The sequence below is a fragment of the Pseudomonas sp. PB105 genome (genome assembly GCF_009764655.1).
Taxonomy (GTDB): domain Bacteria; phylum Pseudomonadota; class Gammaproteobacteria; order Pseudomonadales; family Pseudomonadaceae; genus Aquipseudomonas; species Aquipseudomonas cyclaminis.
The window spans coordinates 31,530-51,355 of the sequence record NZ_RWIO01000039.1 but is presented as its reverse complement, the minus strand read 5'-3'; the positions used below and the strand labels follow the sequence as shown (position 1 = coordinate 51,355).

Here is a 19,826-nt window from a genome sequence, read left to right as displayed (position 1 = left end):
CTCACTCAATTTAGCCATTGTCGACGGCGACGGTGCCCACCGCTGGCGAAGATCCCGCACAGCAAGGCGATCAGTGCGACGGCCCCGCCGGTGACAAACCATTGCTGTTGCTCGGTCAGCCATCGGGTCAAGGCACCGCCCTGTGAATCTTTGAGTTGCTGGGCCAGCTTTTGGTTCTCTTGACGAAGGCGACTCAATTGAGCGCTTTCGCGGGAAGCATCCGCGTTTTGCAGTTGCTTGTTCAGTTCTTCACGCTGGCGCTCGCTTTCTTTCAAACGTTGCTGCAACTCGCTGATCTGGCTGCCGGCACTCAAGGACAGCGGCGTGGAACTGCCGGTGTTCGAGGTTTCTTCAGCATGGGCCGTAGCCGCGATCGTTAACACTGCCAATAGACACAACTGACGTAAGCGCATCGGAACTCCTGATTCCACACGAATATTCAGACTGTTGTCGGCCGGTTACCGAGAATAATGAGCAATTAGCAGCGCGCCGAACGCAATGTGTCCGGCGCAGCACGGGTTACGGCAGGACTTGCTTGAACGGCTTGATCACGACATCGGCGTAAACGCCGGCCGCGACATAAGGATCAGCCTTGGCCCAAGCCTGGGCATCGGCCAGGGAGGCGAACTCGGCGACAATCAGGCTACCGGTGAAACCGGCGTCGCCCGGATCGTTGCTGTCCACGGCCGGGTGCGGGCCGGCCAGTACGATGCGGCCTTCGGCTTGCAGCTGCTTGAGGCGCTCGACGTGGGCCGGGCGTACGGACAGGCGTTTTTCCAGCGAGTTGGCAACGTCAGTGGCAATGATTGCGTAGAGCATGTCAGTCCTCGGTTTTCGGCGTGGTGGGCTCGGCGTCATGCAGGTGGCGCGACAGGTAAATGCCCTGGGCGACCAGGAACAACACGGTCATGCCCAGGCTGCCGAACACTTTGAAGTCGACCCAGTATTGCTGGAAGGTAAAGGCCACGAACAGGTTGGCCGCGCCGCAGAAGATAAAAAACACGATCCAGGCCACGTTCAGGCGTACCCAGACCGGTTCCGGCAGGGTCAGCGCGTGGCCCATGATCCGCTTGATCAGGAGGCGGTCGCCGATGAAGTGGCTGCCGATAAACGCCAGGGCAAACAGCCAGTTCACCACCGGGGCTTTCCATTTAAGGAAGGTTTCGCTGTGAAAAGCCAGGGTCAGGCTGCCGAAAACCAGGCACGCGACCAGGGTCAGCCATTGGCTTTTTTCCAGTTTGCGCTGGGAGATGAAAATCGCGCCGTAGACCACGACAGAGCTGATGATCAGCACGGCGGTGGCGCTGTAGATGCCGCCGACAGTGAGCTCATGGCCGGCCAGATCGACGACCCGAGGGTCGAGTTTGTAAACGATGAAGAACAGCAACAGCGGGATGAAGTCGATGAATTGTTTCACAGTAAGAGCCAGAAGCTGGATGTGGCGGCATAATAACAAACATCCTTGGTTGCGAAAGCGCCAGCTGACTTGAGGTTACACACTCCCGTGAATGTTGATTTGCACTGCCACAGCACGGCCTCCGACGGCGCCCTGGCGCCCGCGGTACTGGTTGCGCGTGCGTTTGAAAAAGGCGTGCGAGTCCTGGCGTTGACCGACCACGACACCCTCGAAGGCCTCGACGAAGCGCGTGTAACCGCCCATTCGTTGGGCATGCAGTTGGTCAACGGCGTGGAATTGTCCTGCACCTGGGGCGGCGCGACCATTCACGTGCTCGGCTACGGCTTCGATCAGAAAGCCCCGCCGCTGGTGGAGGCTATCGCGCAATTGCACGACGGCCGCTGGCTGCGGTCCGAAGAAATAAGCCGCAAATTGGCCCTCAAAGGCATGCCCAATGCCCTCGACGGCGCCCGCGCCATCCAGCAGGAACTGGGTGACAGTGGCAATGCACCGGCCCGTCCGCACTTTGCCGACTGGATGGTGCGTGAAGGTTTTGTCAAAGACCGCGCTGAAGCCTTCCGCAAATGGCTGGGGGCTGGCAAGTTGGGTGATGTGAAGCAACATTGGCCGACCCTTGAGGACACCGTCGAGACCCTGCGGGCCTCCGGGGCCTGGGTCAGCCTGGCGCATCCCTGGCATTACGATTTCACGCGCAGCAAGCGTCGCAAGCTGATCAGCGACTATATTGGAGCGGGCGGCCACGCGATCGAAGTGGTCAACGGGCATCAACCCGCCGAACAGGTCGGCAGCCTGGCGATTCTTGCCCGCGAATTTGGTCTGCTGGTCAGTGCCGGCAGTGATTTTCATGGCCCAGGCGGCTGGTCCGAGATCGGCGAGTACCGCGCGGTCCCGGAAGATTTGCCGCTTTTGTGGGGGCGATTCAAGCATGACCCCATTATTGCCACCGTCTGAACAGGTAGAACCCGTGAGTCAATTCTTCCAGATTCATCCGGAAAACCCCCAGGCACGCCTGATTAAACAGGCCGTGGAGATCATTCGCGCCGGCGGCGTGGTGATCTACCCGACTGATTCGTCCTACGCCATCGGTTGCCAGATCGGCGACAAGGGCGCGGTCGAACGTGTGCGCCGTTTGCGTCAATTGGACGACAAGCACAACTTCGCGCTGATCTGCAGCGACTTGTCCCAACTGGGCCTGTTCGCCAAGGTCGACACCGGCACTTTCCGCCTGCTCAAGGCGCACACGCCGGGCCCGTACACCTTCATTCTCAACGCCACCCGCGAAGTGCCGCGCCTGCTGTTGCATCCGAAGAAGCGCACCATCGGCCTGCGTGTGCCGAGGCACCCGATTGCCCTGGCGTTGCTGGCTGAGTTGGGTGAGCCGCTGATGAGTGTGTCGTTGATCATGCCCGGCGACACCGAACCCCTGGAAGACCCGTACGAAATGCGTCAACTGCTGGAAAAGCAGGTGGACCTGATCATCGATGGCGGCGTCGGCGGCGGCAAAGCCTCCACCGTGATCAACTTGGCCGATGGCGATCCAGAAGTGATCCGTGTGGGTTGTGGTGATCCGGCGCCCTTTATGGTCGAGGCCTGAATGTCGTCAGTGGAAACCGTCGACCCTCAGGCAGGCGCCCAGCAGGAACTGCCGTTTGCCATGGTGTACGGCCAGGCCGTGCTGGAAATGCCCCTGGATCTGTACATTCCGCCGGACGCGCTGGAGGTCTTCCTTGACGCCTTCGAAGGCCCGCTGGACTTGTTGCTGTACCTGATCCGCAAGCAGAACATCAACATTCTCGACATCCCGGTGGCGGAAATCACCCGCCAGTACATGGGGTATGTCGAGCTGATGCAGTCGGTGCGCCTGGAACTGGCCGCCGAGTACCTGGTAATGGCCGCCATGCTGGCCGAGATCAAGTCGCGCATGTTGCTGCCGCGTTCGGAGACGGTCGAAGCCGAAGAAGACGACCCACGTGCCGAACTGATCCGCCGTCTGCAAGAGTACGAACGCTTCAAGGCCGCCGCCGAAGGCATCGACGGTCTGAGTCGCGTGGGCCGCGACGTGGTGGTGCCCAAGTTGGATGCTCCCGAAGCCCGCGCGCGCAAACTGCTGCCAGACGTGAGCCTGGAAGAATTGCTGATGTCCATGGCTGAAGTGCTGCGCCGTGGCGATATGTTTGAACACCACCAGGTCAGCCGTGAGGCGCTGTCCACCCGCGAGCGCATGAGTGATGTGCTGGAGCGCCTCAAGGGCGGTGGGTTTGTGCCGTTTGTCGAGCTGTTCACCAAGGAAGAAGGGCGCCTTGGGGTGGTGGTGACCTTTATGGCGGTGTTGGAATTGGTCAAGGAGTCCTTGGTCGAGCTGGTCCAGAATGAGCCTTTTGCGGCTATCCACGTGCGGGCGCGAGCCGAATAAAGAGCTGAATCGATGAATCTGACTGAACCCCGCGAACTGGCGCCCCTGCTGGAGGCCTTTCTCCTGGCCTCGGGCAAACCGCAATCCCTGGAGCGCCTGTTCGAACTCTTCGAAGAGGCCGAGCGCCCCGAACCGCCGGTGTTCAAAAAGGCGCTGGAGATTTTGCGCAAGTCCTGTGAAGGCCGCGCCTTTGAACTGCGCGAAGTGGCGTCGGGTTATCGCCTGCAAATCCGTGAGAAATTTTCCCCGTGGGTCGGCCGTCTGTGGGAAGAGCGCCCGCAGCGTTATTCACGGGCGATGCTGGAGACCATGGCACTGATCGCCTATCGCCAGCCGATCACTCGTGGCGAGATTGAGGATGTGCGGGGCGTGGCGGTCAACAGCCATATCGTCAAGACGTTGCTGGAGCGTGAGTGGATCCGCATCGTCGGCTACCGCGACGTGCCGGGCAAACCGGCGATGTTCGCCACCACCAAGGTATTCCTCGACCACTTCAATCTGAAAAACCTCGACGACCTGCCGCCGCTGGCCGAATTGCGCGAGATGGAAGCCGAGCCGGTGCTGGACTTCGACGACGCCCCGGTGCCGGCAAGCCTGCAGGAACTGGCCGATGCCAGTGCCGAGCCGGAAGAGCCCAAGGACGAAACCAGTTTCCACACGTTGTTGCTGGAGCTGGACGACATGGAGCAGGGCATCAAGACCGACTTTGACGATCTGCTGCGTGATGGTGCGGCGGAGCCTGAAGCCGAAGCCCAGCCTGAACCAGAGCCAGAGGAAGACATCCTCGGTGTGGCCGAAGCCCGGGAAAAACTCCTGGCCGCCGTCGCCGCGCTCGAACAGCCGCCGTTGAGCGATGAAGAAGACGAAGCTCGCGCGTTGGCCGAAGCTATCGAGGCCGAACGTCGCGAATTCGAAGACTGATGAGGGCATATGTGGGAGGGGGCTTGCCCCCGATTGTGGTGTGTCAGTTTGCACATGTATTGACTGACCCACTGCCATCGGGGGCAAGCCCCCTCCCACATTTTGATCTCCATTTGACTGGGAGAAACCATGAGCTCAACCAAAGACCCGTGCATCAGCATCTGCAAATTCAGTGACGACATCTGCGTCGGTTGCGGTCGCAGCAAACGCGAAATCCGCGCCTGGAAGAAACTCGACAAAGTCGACAAACGCAGTGTCCTGGCCGAAGCCGAACTGCGTTTGCTGGCCCTGGGCGCCACCGGTCGGCGGAAAAACAAATGACTTGGCGCATATCGACTAGTCTCTGATGCGCAACGCTCACCATGAGCGTATGATTCGCGACCCTTTGCCGACCTATTCGGCCAAAGCCCCGCTTTCAACACTCTTCAGGCCACGCCTGAATCGACCCACCGGGAGGTGCTTAAGATGAACGACAAAGACCAGAACGACAGCCAGGAAATCGGCCCAGCAGGTGAAAAACTGCAAAAGGTGCTGGCGCGTATCGGCGTGGGCTCGCGCCGCGACGTCGAAGCCTGGATCACCCAGAAGCGCATCAAGGTCAACGGCGTCGAGGCCACGCTTGGCCAGCGCGTCGACCTGCACGATGCAATCACCATTGATGGCAAGGTCATCAAGCGTGAAGAGGCCGCCGAATCGGTGCGCCGCGTGATCATGTACAACAAGCCCGATGGCGAGATCTGCACCCGTGACGACCCTGAAGGCCGTCCGACCGTGTTTGACAAGATGCCCAAGCCTAAAGAAGGCCGCTGGATCAACATTGGTCGCCTCGACATCAACACCACCGGCTTGCTGATGTTCACCACCGACGGTGAACTGGCCAACCGCCTGATGCACCCGTCTTACGAGATGGACCGTGAATACGCGGTACGTGTCCGTGGCGAAGTCGATGACGAGATGATCGAGCGCTTGAAAGCCGGCGTCGTGCTGGAAGACGGCCCGGCCAAGTTCACCGATATCAAGCAGGCTCCAGGTGGCGAAGGTTTCAACCACTGGTACCACTGCGTGGTGATGGAAGGCCGTAACCGTGAAGTACGTCGCCTGTGGGAGTCCCAGGGCCTGGTGGTCAGCCGCCTGAAGCGCGTGCGTTTCGGTCCGGTGTTCCTGAACTCCGACCTGCCGATGGGCCGCTGGCGCGAAATGAGCCAGTACGAAGTCGACATCCTCAGCGCCGAAGTGGGCCTGACGCCGGTCGCCATGCCGCAGATGAACGCCAAGAGCAAAGACAAGCTTGAGCGTATGCAGCGTAAATCGTCGCGTCCTGTGGCCCGTACCGAGCGTGTGGCGCGTACCGTACGCCCGGCACTGGATGCCCCGGCGACCGGCGGGCGTATCTCCCGTCAGCCGCATATCGAAGGTGAGCGCCGCCCAACGGCCCCATCGCGTCAGGAAGGCGAGCGCGCACCGCGTACCCCGCGTCCGGCGCCGGCCGGTGGTCGCAGCAACCGTGGCGAGGCAGATCGCCCAGCCGACAACGCCAGCACCAAGCGCCCAGCCAAGCCGGCGGCGAACAAGCGCCCCGGTCCGAAACTGGTGGCCGACGAGCCATCGGGCAAGCGCCGTGGCGCTCCGGCGGGTTCGGGTCAGCGTCCGGGTTTTGGGCGCAAGAAGCCGCAGTGATGCGCTAAGCGCTGCGCAAAAACGCCAACCCTCGGGTTGGCGTTTTTTTTAGATCTGGATTTGAAATGCATTCAATTGCGGGCAAGGCCGGCTCCCACAGGGGGCCTCGTCATCCTGATGTCCTTCTAAAACGCGAAAGTGCCATCAAACACCGGCTTGTCGTCGAGTGCCAATACCCCGCTGGCAAAGATCAGATCCAGGTGATGGCTGCCTTTCTGCCCGCCGCCCAGGCCCAGGTGCAAGCCGCAATGGCGCTCCTCAAACCCGGCATTGCGTGCATACAGGTCCTTCACGCCTTCATTGGTACCAATCCCCAGTTCTTCCACACGCCGGTTCGACGGGTTGGCGTTCAGGTACTTATTGAAATCATCCACCAGCCCCGGCACATCGCTGGCGACGCTGCAGACGGTCGAGTTCTCGATCCACAACTCCAGCGGCGATTGCAGCACGCCGTATTTGCGCGCAAACGGGATGGTGCTGAGAAAAGTGCCGACAAACCGAACCTGGCCGTTGATGGCTTCGCTGTGGGTGGCGATCTCGCCGGGGGCCAGGTCGTGGTTACCGACGCCGTTGATATTGGTCCACTTCTTGATGCTGCTCAGTGGCGCCTCAAGGCGCGAGCCATGTTTGTCGGTAAAGCTGAGCACATTGGCCTGGCCCATGCGCCGGATCAGCGTGGCGTTGAGATCGGCAATACGCTGCGGCTCCACGCTGAAGGTGTCGTAGAAGTAATCGCCGTAATCCTTGAACAGCAGGGACTTCTTCCAGTGCTCAGCCATTACACCCTGCAAGGCGCGGATAAAGTCCGGGCCTTCGGCGCGTGGGTTTGGCAGGGTCGAGGAATCGTAGAGAAACAGGTACAGGTCACAGGTTTCGATGGAGTGGGCCAAGGTATCGCTGGCGGTCAGGTCCAGGCGCTGTACCTGGAAGTTGAAGCGGGCGGCGCTGCTGTGGGTGATGGCCTGGGCAATGGCGTCGTAACGCTCGGTATGGCCCAGCAGCACGGTGGGGCAGTTCAGGCCGCTGAGAGCCGGGTGGTGGGCGAGGTAGTAGAGAAAGTGTTCGACGGCGCGGGCCTTGTCCATGACGTGTGTCCTTGTGTGCCTTGGGAAAGGGGGCAGGCGCCGTGCACAGCACCTGCCGGATGCCTGCCGGTTAGAACGGCCACATCGCAGTGCCGAACGGCACCACGGCATCGGCTTGCATCATTTCAACGGCGGCCTCGTGGGTCGGTGCTTCAAACCAGTCGTCGAGTTGCAGTTCGGTTTCCAGGTCGTTTTCCAGTACTTGCATGGTGTATCTCCTAGAGGACGGTGTTTGAGTACGGCCTGCCAACGGGCTTCGCTGGCAAGTGGAATGAACCTAGGAGAGGCTGTTACTTAATGCAAAATATTTATTGACACGGTTTCATTTGGATTTTTTCTTCTGTTTTTTTAGCACGCATTTTTTCTGAGGAAAAACAGTGAGCTGGCAGCCTCTTGTTGACGGAAATTTCGGATCGCCAATTTTCCCAAAGATGACAGCTGTAACGCAGATTTTCCGCGATGTAACGATTAGTTTACGACTAAACGGTGGCGTTATTGGGCGACTCGAAGCTGTAAGGAATCCCTGACAGATCGTCGCATGCACCGTTCGGGGGCGGGCGTAAGCTGTCGAGCGGTGTACAATGCGCCGCGTTTTACTGTGACCCCCTTTGCGTAACCCGCAAAAGGCCAAGACCTTGGGGTTTGCCGACCCCGATCACTCCGCCCGGCCACGAGCCTGGCGGGTTCGATTTCGTCACAGATAAAAACAAACAGGTGACGCATGACCATTAGAAAGACGCTGTACTCCTGGTGCCTGCGCTGGGGTTTGAGCGGCGCTGCTTGAGTCGAGATTCCAGGCAGCAACCTGCATTCAATATCCTCAAACCTTGCGTGAGACCCTTTTCATGAGTGGACCCCATTCCCCTTCAGGCGAGCTGAAACGCGGCCTGAAAAATCGGCATATCCAGTTGATCGCCCTCGGTGGCGCCATCGGCACCGGCTTGTTCCTCGGCTCGGCCGGGGTGCTCAAGTCCGCCGGCCCGTCGATGATCCTGGGTTATGGAATCTGCGGCTTCATCGCCTTCATGATCATGCGCCAGCTCGGCGAAATGATCGTCGAAGAGCCGGTCGCCGGTTCCTTCAGCCACTTTGCCCACAAGTACTGGGGCGGTTTCGCCGGCTTCCTGTCGGGTTGGAACTGCTGGATTCTGTACATCCTGGTGGGCATGTCCGAGCTGACCGCCGTGGGCAAGTACGTGCACTACTGGTGGCCGGAGATCCCGACCTGGGTCTCGGCGGCGGCGTTCTTCGTATTGATCAACTTGATCAACCTGGCCAACGTCAAAGTCTTCGGTGAAGCTGAGTTCTGGTTCGCCATCATCAAGGTCGTGGCCATCGTCGGCATGATCGCACTGGGCAGCTACCTGCTGGTCAGCGGCAGCGGCGGCCCGCAGGCCTCGGTGAGTAACCTGTGGGAACACGGCGGCTTCTTCCCCCATGGCGTGGGCGGTTTGGTGATGGCCATGGCGATCATCATGTTTTCCTTCGGTGGCCTGGAAATGCTCGGCTTCACCGCCGCCGAAGCCGACCAGCCACGCACCGTGATCCCCAAGGCCATCAACCAGGTGATCTATCGCATCCTGATCTTCTACATCGGCGCCCTGGTGGTGCTGTTGTCGCTGACGCCGTGGGACAGCCTGCTGGCGACCCTCAATGCGTCCGGCGATGCCTATAGCGGCAGCCCGTTCGTGCAGGTGTTTTCGATGCTGGGCAGCAACACCGCTGCACACATCCTTAACTTTGTGGTCCTGACCGCAGCGTTGTCGGTCTACAACAGCGGCACCTACTGCAACAGCCGCATGCTGCTGGGCATGGCCGAGCAGGGCGACGCGCCCAAGGCCCTGGCCAAGATTGATAAACGCGGCGTGCCGGTGCGCTCCATCCTCGCCTCGGCGGCAGTGACCCTGGTGGCGGTGCTGATGAACTACTTCATCCCGCAACACGCGCTGGAACTGCTGATGTCCCTGGTGGTGGCCACGCTGGTGATCAACTGGGCGATGATCAGCTTCTCCCACTTCAAGTTCCGCCAGCACATGAACCGCACCGGTCAGGTGCCGCTGTTCAAGGCGCTGTGGTACCCGTACGGCAACTTCGTTTGCCTCGCGTTTGTGGTGTTTATCCTGGTGATCATGCTGATGATTCCGGGGATCCAGGTGTCGGTTTACGCGATCCCGGTGTGGGTGGCGTTTATGGCGGTGTGTTACTGGCTCAAGAACAAGCGCAGTGCTGAAGCCGCGTTGAACACAGCGAGTGCTGCGTTGAAGTAAACAGATGCACGTCCACAGAAAACCCCGCGTCCTGTATTCCTCTATCGGGAACTCAGGACGCGGGGTTTTTGAGTTTTCAAGTCGTCAATTTTTTGAAATCACGCCGCTCATGTATTCATTCAAATCGCGAAAGTCCTTGACGGTCCAGGCATGCGGCGCGACCTGCACACCGTTTTCGCGCAGCGTTTTCGGGATCAAATCTCCATTCGGGCGAAGTATGACCGAAGAAACAATAACGCCCGGATAAGCCGCCAGCCGTTTTTTGAAGGCGGGCGTTGTAAGGTCGGGTGTAGGCGGGTTGCTTTTCTTCGCCAACGGCCCCGTGGCCTTGAGGTCTGGCCCGTGGCACATGGCGCATCGCTGTGAATAGAGGTTTTTGCCATTGGCATTATCTGCAAAGGACAGTGATGTTTGAATGAGTGATAAGGTGCCGAGCAAAGTGATCAGTAGTGTTTTCATGTTCATGCGTCCTTGTTGATGTTGTCCGAATTGGGCGTGTCCGTTGCCTAAGGTTTTTGATTGATGCTGGTAATTTCCAATAACGTCCACCTGCCCGACGCCGAGATCGAGTTGACCGCCATTCGCGCCCAGGGGGCGGGTGGGCAGAACGTCAACAAGGTGTCGAGCGCGGTGCACCTGCGTTTTGATATTCCGGCGTCGTCGTTGCCGGACTTCTACAAGGAGCGCTTGCTGGCGCTGCGCGACAGCCGCATCACCAGCGAAGGGGTGCTGATCCTCAAGGCCCAGCAATACCGCACCCAGGAACAGAACCGCGCCGACGCGCTCGAGCGCCTGGTGGAGTTGATCCTCAGCGCCACCAAAGTGGAGAAGAAGCGCCGTCCGACCAAGCCGACCCTGGGCTCGAAGAAACGCCGTCTCGAATCCAAGACCAAGCGCGGCAGCATCAAGGCCGGGCGCGGCAAGGTCGACTTTTAGTCAGTCGCCACGTGCCTCGCGGGCCTTGGGTGCCTGTCGGTACAGGTACACGCTCAGCAGCAAGCCGCCGAGGGCGGCGAGAGCGGCGAACAGGAAGATCGAGGCAAAGCCGAAGCCAGCCGCCACAGCCCCGGCCAATGGGCCGGTGATGCCCAGCGACAAGTCAATAAACAACGAGTAGGCCCCCACGGCGGAGCCTCGGCTGGAGGCCGGCACCAGGTTGACGGCCTCCACGCCAAGCGCCGGGAACACCAGGGAAAAGCCAAAGCCGCTCAATGCGGCGCCAGCCAGGGCCAGGTTGGCGTCCGGCGCCAGCCACAGCAACAGCAAGCCGAGAATCTCTACTGACAGGCAGGCAATCGCCACGCGAAAGCCGCCGATGCGGTTGATCAAATTGCCGAACAACAACCGTGCACCGATGAAGCTGGCGCCGAACAGGCTCAGGGCCCACACCGCGTTATCCCAGTGCTGCGTGGTGTAATACAACGTGATAAAGGTGGCGATGGTGCCAAAGCCGATAGAACCCAAGGCCAACGCGCAGCCGTGGGGCAGTACGCGGCCCAGCACGTTCATGAACGGCAGGCGCACGCCGGCCACAATCGGCGCGGCGACCTTGTTCCAGGCCAGCAGCAGGCCGACGATGGCCAGCAGGATAATGCTGACGCCCATGCTCCACAGGCCGAAACTCTTCACCAGGACCACGCCCAGCGGCGCGCCAACGGCCAGCGCGCCATAGCTGGCAATGCCGTTCCAGGAGATGACCTTGGCCGTATTCGCCGCGCCTACCCGGCCGATGCCCCAGCCGATGGCGCCCGAGCCCACCAGGCTTTCCGCGCTGCCCAGTACCAATCGACCGACAAGCAAGCTGCCCAGGCTGACGGCCGGCAGGTTTGAAAACCACGCTGCGAGCAGCATGAACACGCCACTCAGGCCGCAGCCCGCCAGGCCGATCAGCACGGCGCGCTTGCTGCCCAGGTTATCGATGATTTTGCCGGCGTAAGGACGGCTCAGCAGGGTGGCCAGGTATTGCACGCTGATCACCAGCCCTGCGATCACCGCGCCATAGCCCAGCTCACTGTGGACATAGCCCGGCAATACAGCCAGGGGAATGCCAATATTCAGGTAGCCGATAAAGGTGAACAACACGATGGAAACAACTTGCAGCGTGACCGCCATGGGGCGCTGGGTATCTGGCATGGGGAGAGGTCCACTGTCGCAGCAGGTAAAGATAGGCTGCTAATGATACCGGGGCTTTGGCGTGCGCAGGGCGGTAAAACGCAAAAACGTCAGATCAAAAAGACGTCAGGTTTTGGCAGGCGCCAGTAATTGGGTGGTGACCAGAGCCGCCAAGGCGTTTTCCTGGGTGCCGAAGCGCTTGAGCAGCACGGCTTGTTTGTCCGCGCTGAGACGGTTCCACACGTCGACCATTTGCAAGGCAGCATCGAGTACGGCGGTGTCGGGGAGGGTGTCGGTCATGATGGGGAATCTCGGGTGATTCAGGCAGTGTGGAAAGCGCTCAAAGCTGCGCTTTCCACACGGTCTGGTACGGCGTCAGTCCTGGCTTTTGCTGTCGACTGGTTTTGCTTCTTTGGCCTCAGGCTGCTTGGCGCTGGCCTGCTGCGGTGTTGGCTGCTCAGTTTCGTGCAGGCTTGGGAAGGGGAGATTAGGTATCTCGTGCATCGTCGTCGCTCCTCGCAAGGTCTGTTTTTTCAATCGCAGGTGATTCCGCGCTCTCAAAAAGCCTTGGCAGGATACAGCACTGTAAATGACAAAAAGACTTTTATATCGACGGATGCACGAACCTTCATGGTTTTTACGCAAGTGACAAGAGGTCACACCGTTCAGAACGGCACTTTGCCCAGGATCATGTCGCGGTACATCACAAAATCCCCTATCAAGCTGTAGAACGGGTGCTGAAAGGTGGCCGGGCGGTTCTTTTCGAAGAAGAAGTGGCCAATCCAGGCAAAGCTGTAGCCCGCGATAGGCAAGGCGATCAACAGGCCCAGGGAACCCCGGCCGATGGCATACGCCAGGATCCCGATCACCAGCGTTGTGCCGATAAAGTGCAGGCGCCGGCAGGTGCTGTTGGCGTGCTCGGCCAGGTAATAAGGGTAAAACTCGGCGAAGCTGTTGAATCGCTTGACGTTTTCCACGGTGATCGGCCCTTTGGTTGTTATGCCGCCCAACAGGTGTTCGGCGGGGAGCTTATTTGAGTCTAGAGTGATCAGTGGTAACAGCCAGTGACATTAGATGCCACTTTAGTATCCTTGGCTTCCTGGCTGCCGTTTTGAGCCTGCTTTATTAAGAAGACGCCATGAGCGAACGAACAACTTCTGCAAGCTGGGCAATGGGGATAGTCAAGGCACTGGAAATGGATGGCCTGGATTGCCGCGCTCTGTTCAAACAGCTGGGCCTGGACTACGCCGCCCTCAACGACCCCGACGCGCGGTTCCCGCAGGATTCCATGACCCGCCTGTGGCAGCGCGCAGTGGAGCTGTCGGGCAACCCGGCGATTGGCCTGAACATGGGCAAGGTGGTGCGCCCGGCGTCGTTTCATGTGACCGGTTATGCGTTGATGTCCAGTAACACACTGGCTGAAGGTTTTATGCGGCTGGTGCGTTACCAGCGGATCATCGCCGAAAGCGCCGACTTGAGTTTCCGACTTTTACCTGAAGGCTATGCGCTGATTCTGACGGTGCATGGCGACCATCTGCCGCCCACCAGGCAAAGCGCCGAAGCCTCCCTGGCCTGTGCGTTGGCGCTGTGCGGCTGGCTGACCGGGCGCACCCTGCAACCGCGCAAAGTCCTTTTGCAAGGTGAACAGCCGGCTGACCTGGAGCCCTATAAGCAAGCGTTTCATGCCCCGTTGGAGTTCAACGCGGCCTATGACGCGTTGATTTTCGAGCGCGCCGACATGGACGCGCCGCTGCCCACGGCCAACGAGGCCATGGCGCTTTTGCACGACCGGTTTGCCGGTGAATACCTGGCGCGCTTTTCCGAGAGCCGCGTGACCCACAAGGCGCGCCAGGTGCTGTGTCGTCTACTGCCCCAGGGCGAACCCAAGCGTGAAGTGGTGGCTCAGACGTTGCACCTGTCCCAACGCACCTTGCAGCGGCGTTTGCAGGAGGAGGGCACGAGTTTCCAGACCTTGCTCGACGACACCCGCCGCGAACTGGCCGAGCAATACCTGGCGCAGCCAAGCATGACGCTGCTGGAGATTGCCTACCTGCTGGGCTTTGCCGATCCCAGCAACTTCTTCCGTGCGTTCCGCCGCTGGTTCGATGCCACGCCCGGCGAATACCGGGCGCGGTTGCAAGACACGGCGCCCGTCAGTGACGCCAGAACGCCGGGATGCACAGAACAAAGACTGTGATGATTTCCAGACGGCCCAGCAGCATGCCCAGGGACAGGATCCACTTGGCCGCATCCGGCAGGCTGGCGAAGTTGCCCGCCGGGCCAATGGTTTCGCCAAGGCCGGGGCCGACGCCGGAGACGGTACTGGCGGCGCCGGTGAGTGCGGTCATCCAGTCCAGGCCCAGCAGCGACAGGGCCAAAGCGATCGCGCAGATGGTGATGGCGAAGAAAAACGAGAAGGTCAGGATCGACCGTACGATTTCTTCGTCGAGACGGTGGCCGTTGTACTTCTGCTTGATCACGGCACGCGGGTGAATCAGCTGGTTCAAGTTGGCCTTGAGCAGGATGTAGGCAACCTGGAAGCGGAAAATCTTGATCCCGCCCGCGGTGGAGCCCGAGCAACCACCGATAAAGCCCAGATAGAAGAACAGCATCAGTGAGAAGTTGCCCCAGAGGCTGTAGTCCCCCAGTGCAAAGCCCGTGGTGGTCACGACTGACGTGACGTTCAGCGCCACGTGGCGCAAGGCATCCAGCCAATGCAAGTTGGTGGTCCACCAGTACCAAGTGCCGAGCACCAGCCAGGTCACCACCAGCAAACCGAGCAAACCCTGTACCTGTTGGTCGCGGATCAAGGCCTTGCGATTACCGCGCAAGGTGGCCACGTACAGGGTAAACGGCAGGCTGCCGAGGATCATCACCACCACCGCCACCCAGTGCACCGCCGGTTGTTTCCAGTGCGCGAGGGATTCGTCGGAGGTGGAGAAACCACCGGTGGAAATCGCCGACATCGCGTGGTTGATCGCATCGAACAGGCCCATGCCGGCCCACCAGAACGCCAGGCTGCCCAGAATGGTGATGCCCACATACGCCGCCACGATCAGCCGCGCCACCATGTGCGAGCGGGGCATGACCTTTTCCGAGCGGTCCGAGGACTCGGTCTGGAACAGGCGCATCCCACCAATGCGCAGCAGCGGCAGGATCGCCACCGCCATGCCGATAAAGCCGATACCGCCCAGCCAGTGCAGCAGTGAACGCCACATCAGTATGCCCGGCGACATGCTGTCCAGGCCGCTCAGTACCGTGGAACCGGTGGCGGTGATGCCGGACATGCTTTCGAAAAACGAATCGGTGTAACTGATGTGCTGAGTCAGCAAAAACGGCAGCGCAGCGAACACGCACACCACCACCCAGCTGGTGACCGTGAGCAGGTACATGTCGCGTGGGCGCAGGTGCACATGTTCGGGACGGCCTGGGATAACCAGCGCCAGCCCCGCGATAAAGGTGATCAGGCTGGCCCACAGGAACGAGGGCAAGTCGCTGGTGCGTTCGAAGATCACCAGGGTGGCCATGGGCACAACCATGGCGATCGCGAGTGTGATCAGGAAGATGCCGATGATGAATCCGATGATGCGCAGGGTCGGCAACGCCATGAAGTGAGCTCGAAATAGGGCAGAGGCGCCATTCTACCTGGGGTGCGGGGCATGTAAACCCGGGGCTGTCGGTGCGCCGCGAGTCTCATCGTTCCGGTTGCGCAAGACAACTATGTAATTCATCCGCGGCCCTTGATCCAAGCAGCATGGATGCTTCCCAGTCAATGGCTCCAAGGTGGTCCCATGTCCTCTAATCACGTGCCGCTGCATCCCTCGATCAGGCGGCGATTGTCGTCGATCGATACGCCGCTCCAGGTTTCCCAACTGAACGACCTGGTGGCGCTGAATGTCACGATCCGACGTTTTTTCCAGCAACAGCCAACATTCCAGGGATTTGTCCAGGACGCGCTGGAACAGGCGTTCCCTGCGTTGGGTTCCTACAGCGATCCTCAGGCGATCTTCATCCGCGAGGGCAACACCAACCCGTTGTTCGACCGTGACCACACCCACAACCTGCCTGCCCATGTGTTGGATGCCGTGGTCCGGCGAATTGTCCATCAGCAGCCGTCGGACTATGCCAAAGGCAAGACTGCCTTTGAGCGCCGGACCGGAACGGGGGATGCCACCACGCCGGTGACCGAGTTGACCCCCGCCACTTTCGATCGTTTTCTGGACGCCTTGGCGGGCGAGCTGCCGGTGCGTTATGAGCGTTATCTGCAGCATTATTGGTCGAGCCCGATTGGCCTGACCGACACCCGAACGCGCAAGGCCTGGCTGATCGCCCAGAGGTCCGAGCAACTGCGGCTTGAGGCCGAGTTGCTCAAGAGCGATGGCACCTTGAGCGACGGTGCCTACGTGCTGCTGACTAAAATCCTGCGCTATCCCGATAACGCGTCCCGGCAGCAGCACCTCAAGGGCTACCGGCCCTCTGTGTTCAGTGTGGCGCTCAAGGGTGAGGGCGCCGCGCCGAGTTTGCTGCTGCACGGTGCGTTGGTGCTGACTGCCAGGGAGCCCGGCGGTCAATCCGCCAGCTCGGCACCAGATCGTGAGTTGGCGAGTGATGCCTCGGTCGGCACGGTTGTGTTGTTCACCCCGGAAAGAGGGCTTGAAGGGTTTGAAACGCTGGCGCAGCTCGATCAGGAGCTGCATCGCCGATTGAGCGCCGAGACGACCTTCGAAGAGCTGTTGATGATGATTGCCCAAAAGCACCACATCCGTGGGATGGGCACGCACAAGCAGGCGAACGCACAGAACCAGTGGCTGTACCGGGAAATCACCGACTCGGCCTGTGCGGCAAGCGTTGAGGCGCAATGTGAGCGACTGCGTGAGGACTTCGCCACCCAGATCGAGCATTTTCGCGGTCGTGAGCTGTTTGACGGGATCAGTGACCTGCCCGATAGCCTGAACCGCGTCACTGATTTGGGCGATACCTTCGGCCTGCAATCCATTGAGCTGGCCCGAGAGCCCAAGCGCATCGCCGGGCGACTCAAGGCGTTCCTGAAGTCGGCATCACCGGCCGAGCAAACCGCATGGACGAGCGCTTTCACACAGTATCAACACGAGCTTGCGCGTGTGCTTGAATGGGACGGCTTGCCCTCCCTGCAGCAGTTCGGTGACAAGGCGACGTTGCTGGCCTACGCCAATGAGCAACTGCGCAACGCCTTGAAAGCCGAGCATGGGCTTGAGGTGGACCCCGATCACATCAAGGTCCAGACCAGAACGCCACGCCTACCGTCGGCGGTGTATGGCGCCGGCGCCAGGCCGGTGATACCGGATGAAGGACCGCGCCACCTCACGCACACCCGCAGCTTGACCCAAGTGGCCCTGGAAAACGTCGGCGGGTTGGATTTCAACTTCGTCAATTTCTCCACGATCACCGATAACCAAGGCAAACCCTACGAGGGCCTGAGCGCTTCCCAGGTCAAGGACCTGGTCCGAGGCCTGAACATCGGTGAAAAATATGATGCCTTTCTCAAGGACCGCTTGCTGACATCGCCCGCAGCCCTTGCCCAGCGAGACAGTTACGCGACGCTCATGCAATACCAGGTACGTGTGGATGCCGTTGAGGCAAAGATCGCCGGGGATTTCCTGCCCAATCGACACGACCGGGGATTCAACTGGGTCAATTGCGCGCTGGATCACCCTGAAGATACCAGTGAGCGTGCCCTGGTCGAGGGCCATCGCATTTTGGTGCGCAGCCTCAAACTGCGCGGTGCCCGGGTGCGTGGTGTGCGGGTGTTCAGTACAGCGTCGGAGTCTGTCGGTTCGCTGGTGGTGTATATGCCCCAGGCGCCTTTGGGGCGTGTGTTTTACGAGTTCAGCGATCGCGCTGCCTTTTATCGCGAGGTGATCAACCACAGCGCCTGGCACGACTACCTGGTGAGTCGCGTCAGTCGAGATGAACAGTCGAGCGTGCGTAACCTGTTGAAGACGCCGGTGCCCGGCACGCTGGTGCATCTGGCCAGGATTGCGGACAACATCTTTCTGGAGGCTTACGAGATCGAAGCCTCGGCGGCGATCAATTCAGCCGCCGCCCAATCGACCACGACCCAGGAAACCAACATCGACACGGTGTCTGGTGTGACTGAAGTGGCGCTGGATGTGGTCATGGCGATCCTGCCGATCAAGGTGACCATGGTGATCGGTTTGGCCAGGAGCCTGTATTCACTGGTCAAGGCCATCGAAGCGGCGAAACAGGGGGACCGGGAGGTGGCGGCCCATGGCTTTGTCAGAGCTTTCGCCGAATTGGTTGGCACGGTGTTTGATGGCTGGATGGGCCATGCACCGTCCCGCAAACCCTCCCAGCCCTGGGGGTTGAACAGCAAAATGGCGCAACGCACAGTGCCTTCGCGGTTAACGCCATTGAAGGGCTGGGAGCGCCAGAACGTGTTCACCCAGGCGCCCGTAAACGGTGGTTTGGCGAGGCACTTTCTGAAGGACGCCGGGCATTGGTACCTCGTCAAGTACGACGCCGATGTGCACGTCTGGCGCGTAATCGATGCACGCACGCCGTTCGCTTTTCATCATGCGCCGATCCGCCGACATGCCTTGGGGCATTGGGAAATCGCTGCACCGGCCATTGGCTTGAAAGGTGGTTTCCCCGTTGAGCGGACATTGATGAATGCCTTTCCCTATTTGTCTCGAACCCGTGCGCGGCAAGTGCTCGACTCGTTCAGCTTCCCTCAGGGGCGGGTCCTGGAACTGGAGTTGGAGTTTGCGAGGGAAATAAGTACCTGGCGTGAGATCCCCAGCCGTTTTCAGGCCTACCTGAACCGCCCCGTGGATGATGTGTGGGACTTGTTGAACGGCTACCAACCGCTTGGCGCGTCGACCGTCACGGTCAGCGAACCTGCCGTCGTGGTGCCAGGCCCCGGTTTCCCCATAGTGCCAAGTGTGTTGCCGGGCAAGTACGTATGGTCTGGCTGGAGGCTGGAGCTGGATGCTTCGCAGTTGACGCCCAATGCATCTCGCCCTCACACGTTCAAGGTACCTCAAGCGTCAGGCGTTGCAGCCGCAGATGTCATCCAGGTGGAGCAGCAGTTCTATCCAATCCTGCCCAAGGGGGACAGTTTTCCCGACAATTGGGTTCATATCTATGATCCGCGCTTGCCGCCGAGTGTCACCGCTGACATTGACGTGATGGTGAGCCGCAACATCTTTCAACAGCCTCGCTTGGCGTGTTTCGATGTGTCTAGCAATCAATGGCTGATCGATAGCAGTCGGCACTTTAAGCGAACTCCAGCTGGCTATGCGATGGAGGCCTTTCCGGTCTTGACCACACGCGCCGCTAAAAAATTGGTCGGTGCGCTGTCCGATTACTGCAATCCTGGCGGCGTTGTCAGCTCAAGCGGGCTGACGGCGTTCCTGGCTCAGTTGAACAGATGGCGTGCAAAAGGCATGGGGCTGGGGCTTGATCCATTGATGCTGCTTCAGCCTTTATCGATTATCGACAACCAAGCCCTTTCAGGGTTTGTAACGCTGAATTTCAACTTGCCCAAGACGTACGGGAATAATCTGCTGGACCCATGGGGTGCAGTCCAAGCCAGAGCATTGCTGAAGGGCCATTTGGGCGCGATGGGCTACCAGTTCATTGCCGACGGAGGGCCGAGCCCGGAGTTGTTATTTCGATGGCCGCAAGGTGACACGGTGTACTGCATGATTCCGAGGGGCGGCGTATCCTCGGCGCGTCACTTTGTCCCAGGTGCGCCATCGCAGCTGAGCCTGAATGTTCTGGATGAGGTGAGCAAAACGCTCATCCGGCAAAGTCAGGACAGCGGGAAGTTTGTAGTGCTGCAGGGCGGGCTGATCAATCGTTATAACAGCGCTATTGCTTCCATCATCAGGGGCTGACGCAAAGGCGGGAGACTTGTGACCAGGCACCGCAAG

21 protein-coding genes are annotated in these 19,826 nt (G+C 60.0%); 10 read left to right on the top strand and 11 right to left on the bottom strand.

Annotated elements, in window-relative coordinates; translation table 11 throughout:
* Positions 1-5: 5 nt before the first annotated feature.
* From EJD88_RS09175 to EJD88_RS09165, 3 genes are all read right to left on the bottom strand, one after another.
* Positions 6-413: a translation initiation factor 2 gene (locus tag EJD88_RS09175; RefSeq protein WP_158877810.1), complete on the bottom strand. Its 408-nt coding sequence runs from the start codon at positions 411-413 to the stop codon at positions 6-8.
* A 106-nt stretch (positions 414-519) separates the two neighbouring features.
* Positions 520-819 (bottom strand): YciI family protein, encoded by a 300-nt coding sequence (locus tag EJD88_RS09170; protein WP_015885584.1) that lies wholly within the window; start codon positions 817-819, stop codon positions 520-522.
* A gap of 1 nt (position 820) precedes the next feature.
* A complete protein-coding gene (locus EJD88_RS09165) occupies positions 821-1,417 on the bottom strand; it encodes a septation protein A (protein WP_112196584.1) in 597 nt (198 codons plus the stop codon).
* 87 nt (positions 1,418-1,504) lie between these two features.
* Here EJD88_RS09165 and EJD88_RS09160 point away from each other — a divergent pair, with 87 nt between their 5' ends.
* From EJD88_RS09160 to rluB, 6 genes are all read left to right on the top strand, one after another.
* Entirely contained in the window at positions 1,505-2,368 is an 864-nt protein-coding gene (locus EJD88_RS09160) for a PHP domain-containing protein (RefSeq protein ID WP_099585466.1), read from the top strand.
* A gap of 13 nt (positions 2,369-2,381) precedes the next feature.
* Entirely contained in the window at positions 2,382-3,011 is a 630-nt protein-coding gene (locus tag EJD88_RS09155) for an L-threonylcarbamoyladenylate synthase (protein WP_158877809.1), read from the top strand.
* Positions 3,012-3,131: 120 nt separating this feature from the next.
* Entirely contained in the window at positions 3,132-3,830 is a 699-nt protein-coding gene (locus EJD88_RS09150) for a ScpA family protein (protein ID WP_174244890.1), read from the top strand.
* Positions 3,831-3,842: 12 nt separating this feature from the next.
* Positions 3,843-4,751, top strand: coding sequence for an SMC-Scp complex subunit ScpB (gene scpB, locus EJD88_RS09145; protein ID WP_122305129.1), 909 nt, complete (start codon positions 3,843-3,845; stop codon positions 4,749-4,751).
* Between the two features lie 129 nt (positions 4,752-4,880).
* Complete coding sequence (locus EJD88_RS09140) at positions 4,881-5,072, top strand: DUF1289 domain-containing protein (protein ID WP_112196582.1); 192 nt, start codon at positions 4,881-4,883, stop codon at positions 5,070-5,072.
* 144 nt (positions 5,073-5,216) lie between these two features.
* Positions 5,217-6,428, top strand: a complete 1,212-nt coding sequence (rluB, locus tag EJD88_RS09135; RefSeq protein WP_099585462.1) for a 23S rRNA pseudouridine(2605) synthase RluB — start codon at positions 5,217-5,219, stop codon at positions 6,426-6,428.
* A 125-nt stretch (positions 6,429-6,553) separates the two neighbouring features.
* Here rluB and EJD88_RS09130 read toward each other — a convergent pair whose 3' ends face one another.
* Positions 6,554-7,513, bottom strand: a complete 960-nt coding sequence (locus tag EJD88_RS09130) for a leucyl aminopeptidase (protein WP_158877808.1) — start codon at positions 7,511-7,513, stop codon at positions 6,554-6,556.
* A 70-nt stretch (positions 7,514-7,583) separates the two neighbouring features.
* Entirely contained in the window at positions 7,584-7,721 is a 138-nt protein-coding gene (locus tag EJD88_RS27000; protein WP_034100099.1) for a hypothetical protein, read from the bottom strand.
* Between the two features lie 637 nt (positions 7,722-8,358).
* On the opposite strand from EJD88_RS27000, the gene EJD88_RS09125 reads away from it, so the two are divergent.
* Positions 8,359-9,780: an amino acid permease gene (locus EJD88_RS09125; protein WP_158877807.1), complete on the top strand. Its 1,422-nt coding sequence runs from the start codon at positions 8,359-8,361 to the stop codon at positions 9,778-9,780.
* A gap of 84 nt (positions 9,781-9,864) precedes the next feature.
* Here EJD88_RS09125 and EJD88_RS09120 read toward each other — a convergent pair whose 3' ends face one another.
* Positions 9,865-10,239, bottom strand: coding sequence for a cytochrome c (locus EJD88_RS09120; protein ID WP_099585459.1), 375 nt, complete (start codon positions 10,237-10,239; stop codon positions 9,865-9,867).
* Between the two features lie 63 nt (positions 10,240-10,302).
* Between EJD88_RS09120 and arfB the strand changes: the two genes are divergently transcribed.
* Positions 10,303-10,716, top strand: a complete 414-nt coding sequence (gene arfB, locus EJD88_RS09115) for an alternative ribosome rescue aminoacyl-tRNA hydrolase ArfB (protein WP_088426440.1) — start codon at positions 10,303-10,305, stop codon at positions 10,714-10,716.
* On the opposite strand, the gene EJD88_RS09110 is transcribed toward arfB, so the two are convergent.
* The 4 genes from EJD88_RS09110 to EJD88_RS09100 all read right to left on the bottom strand — a co-directional run bounded on the left by EJD88_RS09110 (position 10,717) and on the right by EJD88_RS09100 (position 12,869).
* Complete coding sequence (locus EJD88_RS09110; RefSeq protein WP_099585458.1) at positions 10,717-11,913, bottom strand: MFS transporter; 1,197 nt, start codon at positions 11,911-11,913, stop codon at positions 10,717-10,719.
* 105 nt (positions 11,914-12,018) lie between these two features.
* Positions 12,019-12,192 (bottom strand): hypothetical protein, encoded by a 174-nt coding sequence (locus tag EJD88_RS26995; RefSeq protein WP_178117069.1) that lies wholly within the window; start codon positions 12,190-12,192, stop codon positions 12,019-12,021.
* A gap of 75 nt (positions 12,193-12,267) precedes the next feature.
* On the bottom strand, positions 12,268-12,429 hold the full coding sequence (locus EJD88_RS09105; protein WP_155989987.1) for a hypothetical protein: 162 nt from the start codon (positions 12,427-12,429) through the stop codon (positions 12,268-12,270).
* 128 nt (positions 12,430-12,557) lie between these two features.
* Positions 12,558-12,869: a DUF962 domain-containing protein gene (locus EJD88_RS09100; protein WP_112196578.1), complete on the bottom strand. Its 312-nt coding sequence runs from the start codon at positions 12,867-12,869 to the stop codon at positions 12,558-12,560.
* A 161-nt stretch (positions 12,870-13,030) separates the two neighbouring features.
* Between EJD88_RS09100 and EJD88_RS09095 the strand changes: the two genes are divergently transcribed.
* On the top strand, positions 13,031-14,089 hold the full coding sequence (locus tag EJD88_RS09095; RefSeq protein ID WP_112196577.1) for an AraC family transcriptional regulator: 1,059 nt from the start codon (positions 13,031-13,033) through the stop codon (positions 14,087-14,089).
* Here EJD88_RS09095 and EJD88_RS09090 read toward each other — a convergent pair.
* Entirely contained in the window at positions 14,046-15,500 is a 1,455-nt protein-coding gene (locus EJD88_RS09090; RefSeq protein WP_099585456.1) for a TrkH family potassium uptake protein, read from the bottom strand. The genes EJD88_RS09095 and EJD88_RS09090 overlap by 44 nt on opposite strands.
* A gap of 183 nt (positions 15,501-15,683) precedes the next feature.
* Here EJD88_RS09090 and EJD88_RS09085 point away from each other — a divergent pair, with 183 nt between their 5' ends.
* The gene (locus EJD88_RS09085) at positions 15,684-19,790 is read left to right on the top strand and encodes a dermonecrotic toxin domain-containing protein (protein WP_158877806.1); all 4,107 of its coding nucleotides are present in this window, start codon (positions 15,684-15,686) and stop codon (positions 19,788-19,790) included.
* Positions 19,791-19,826 lie beyond the last annotated feature (36 nt).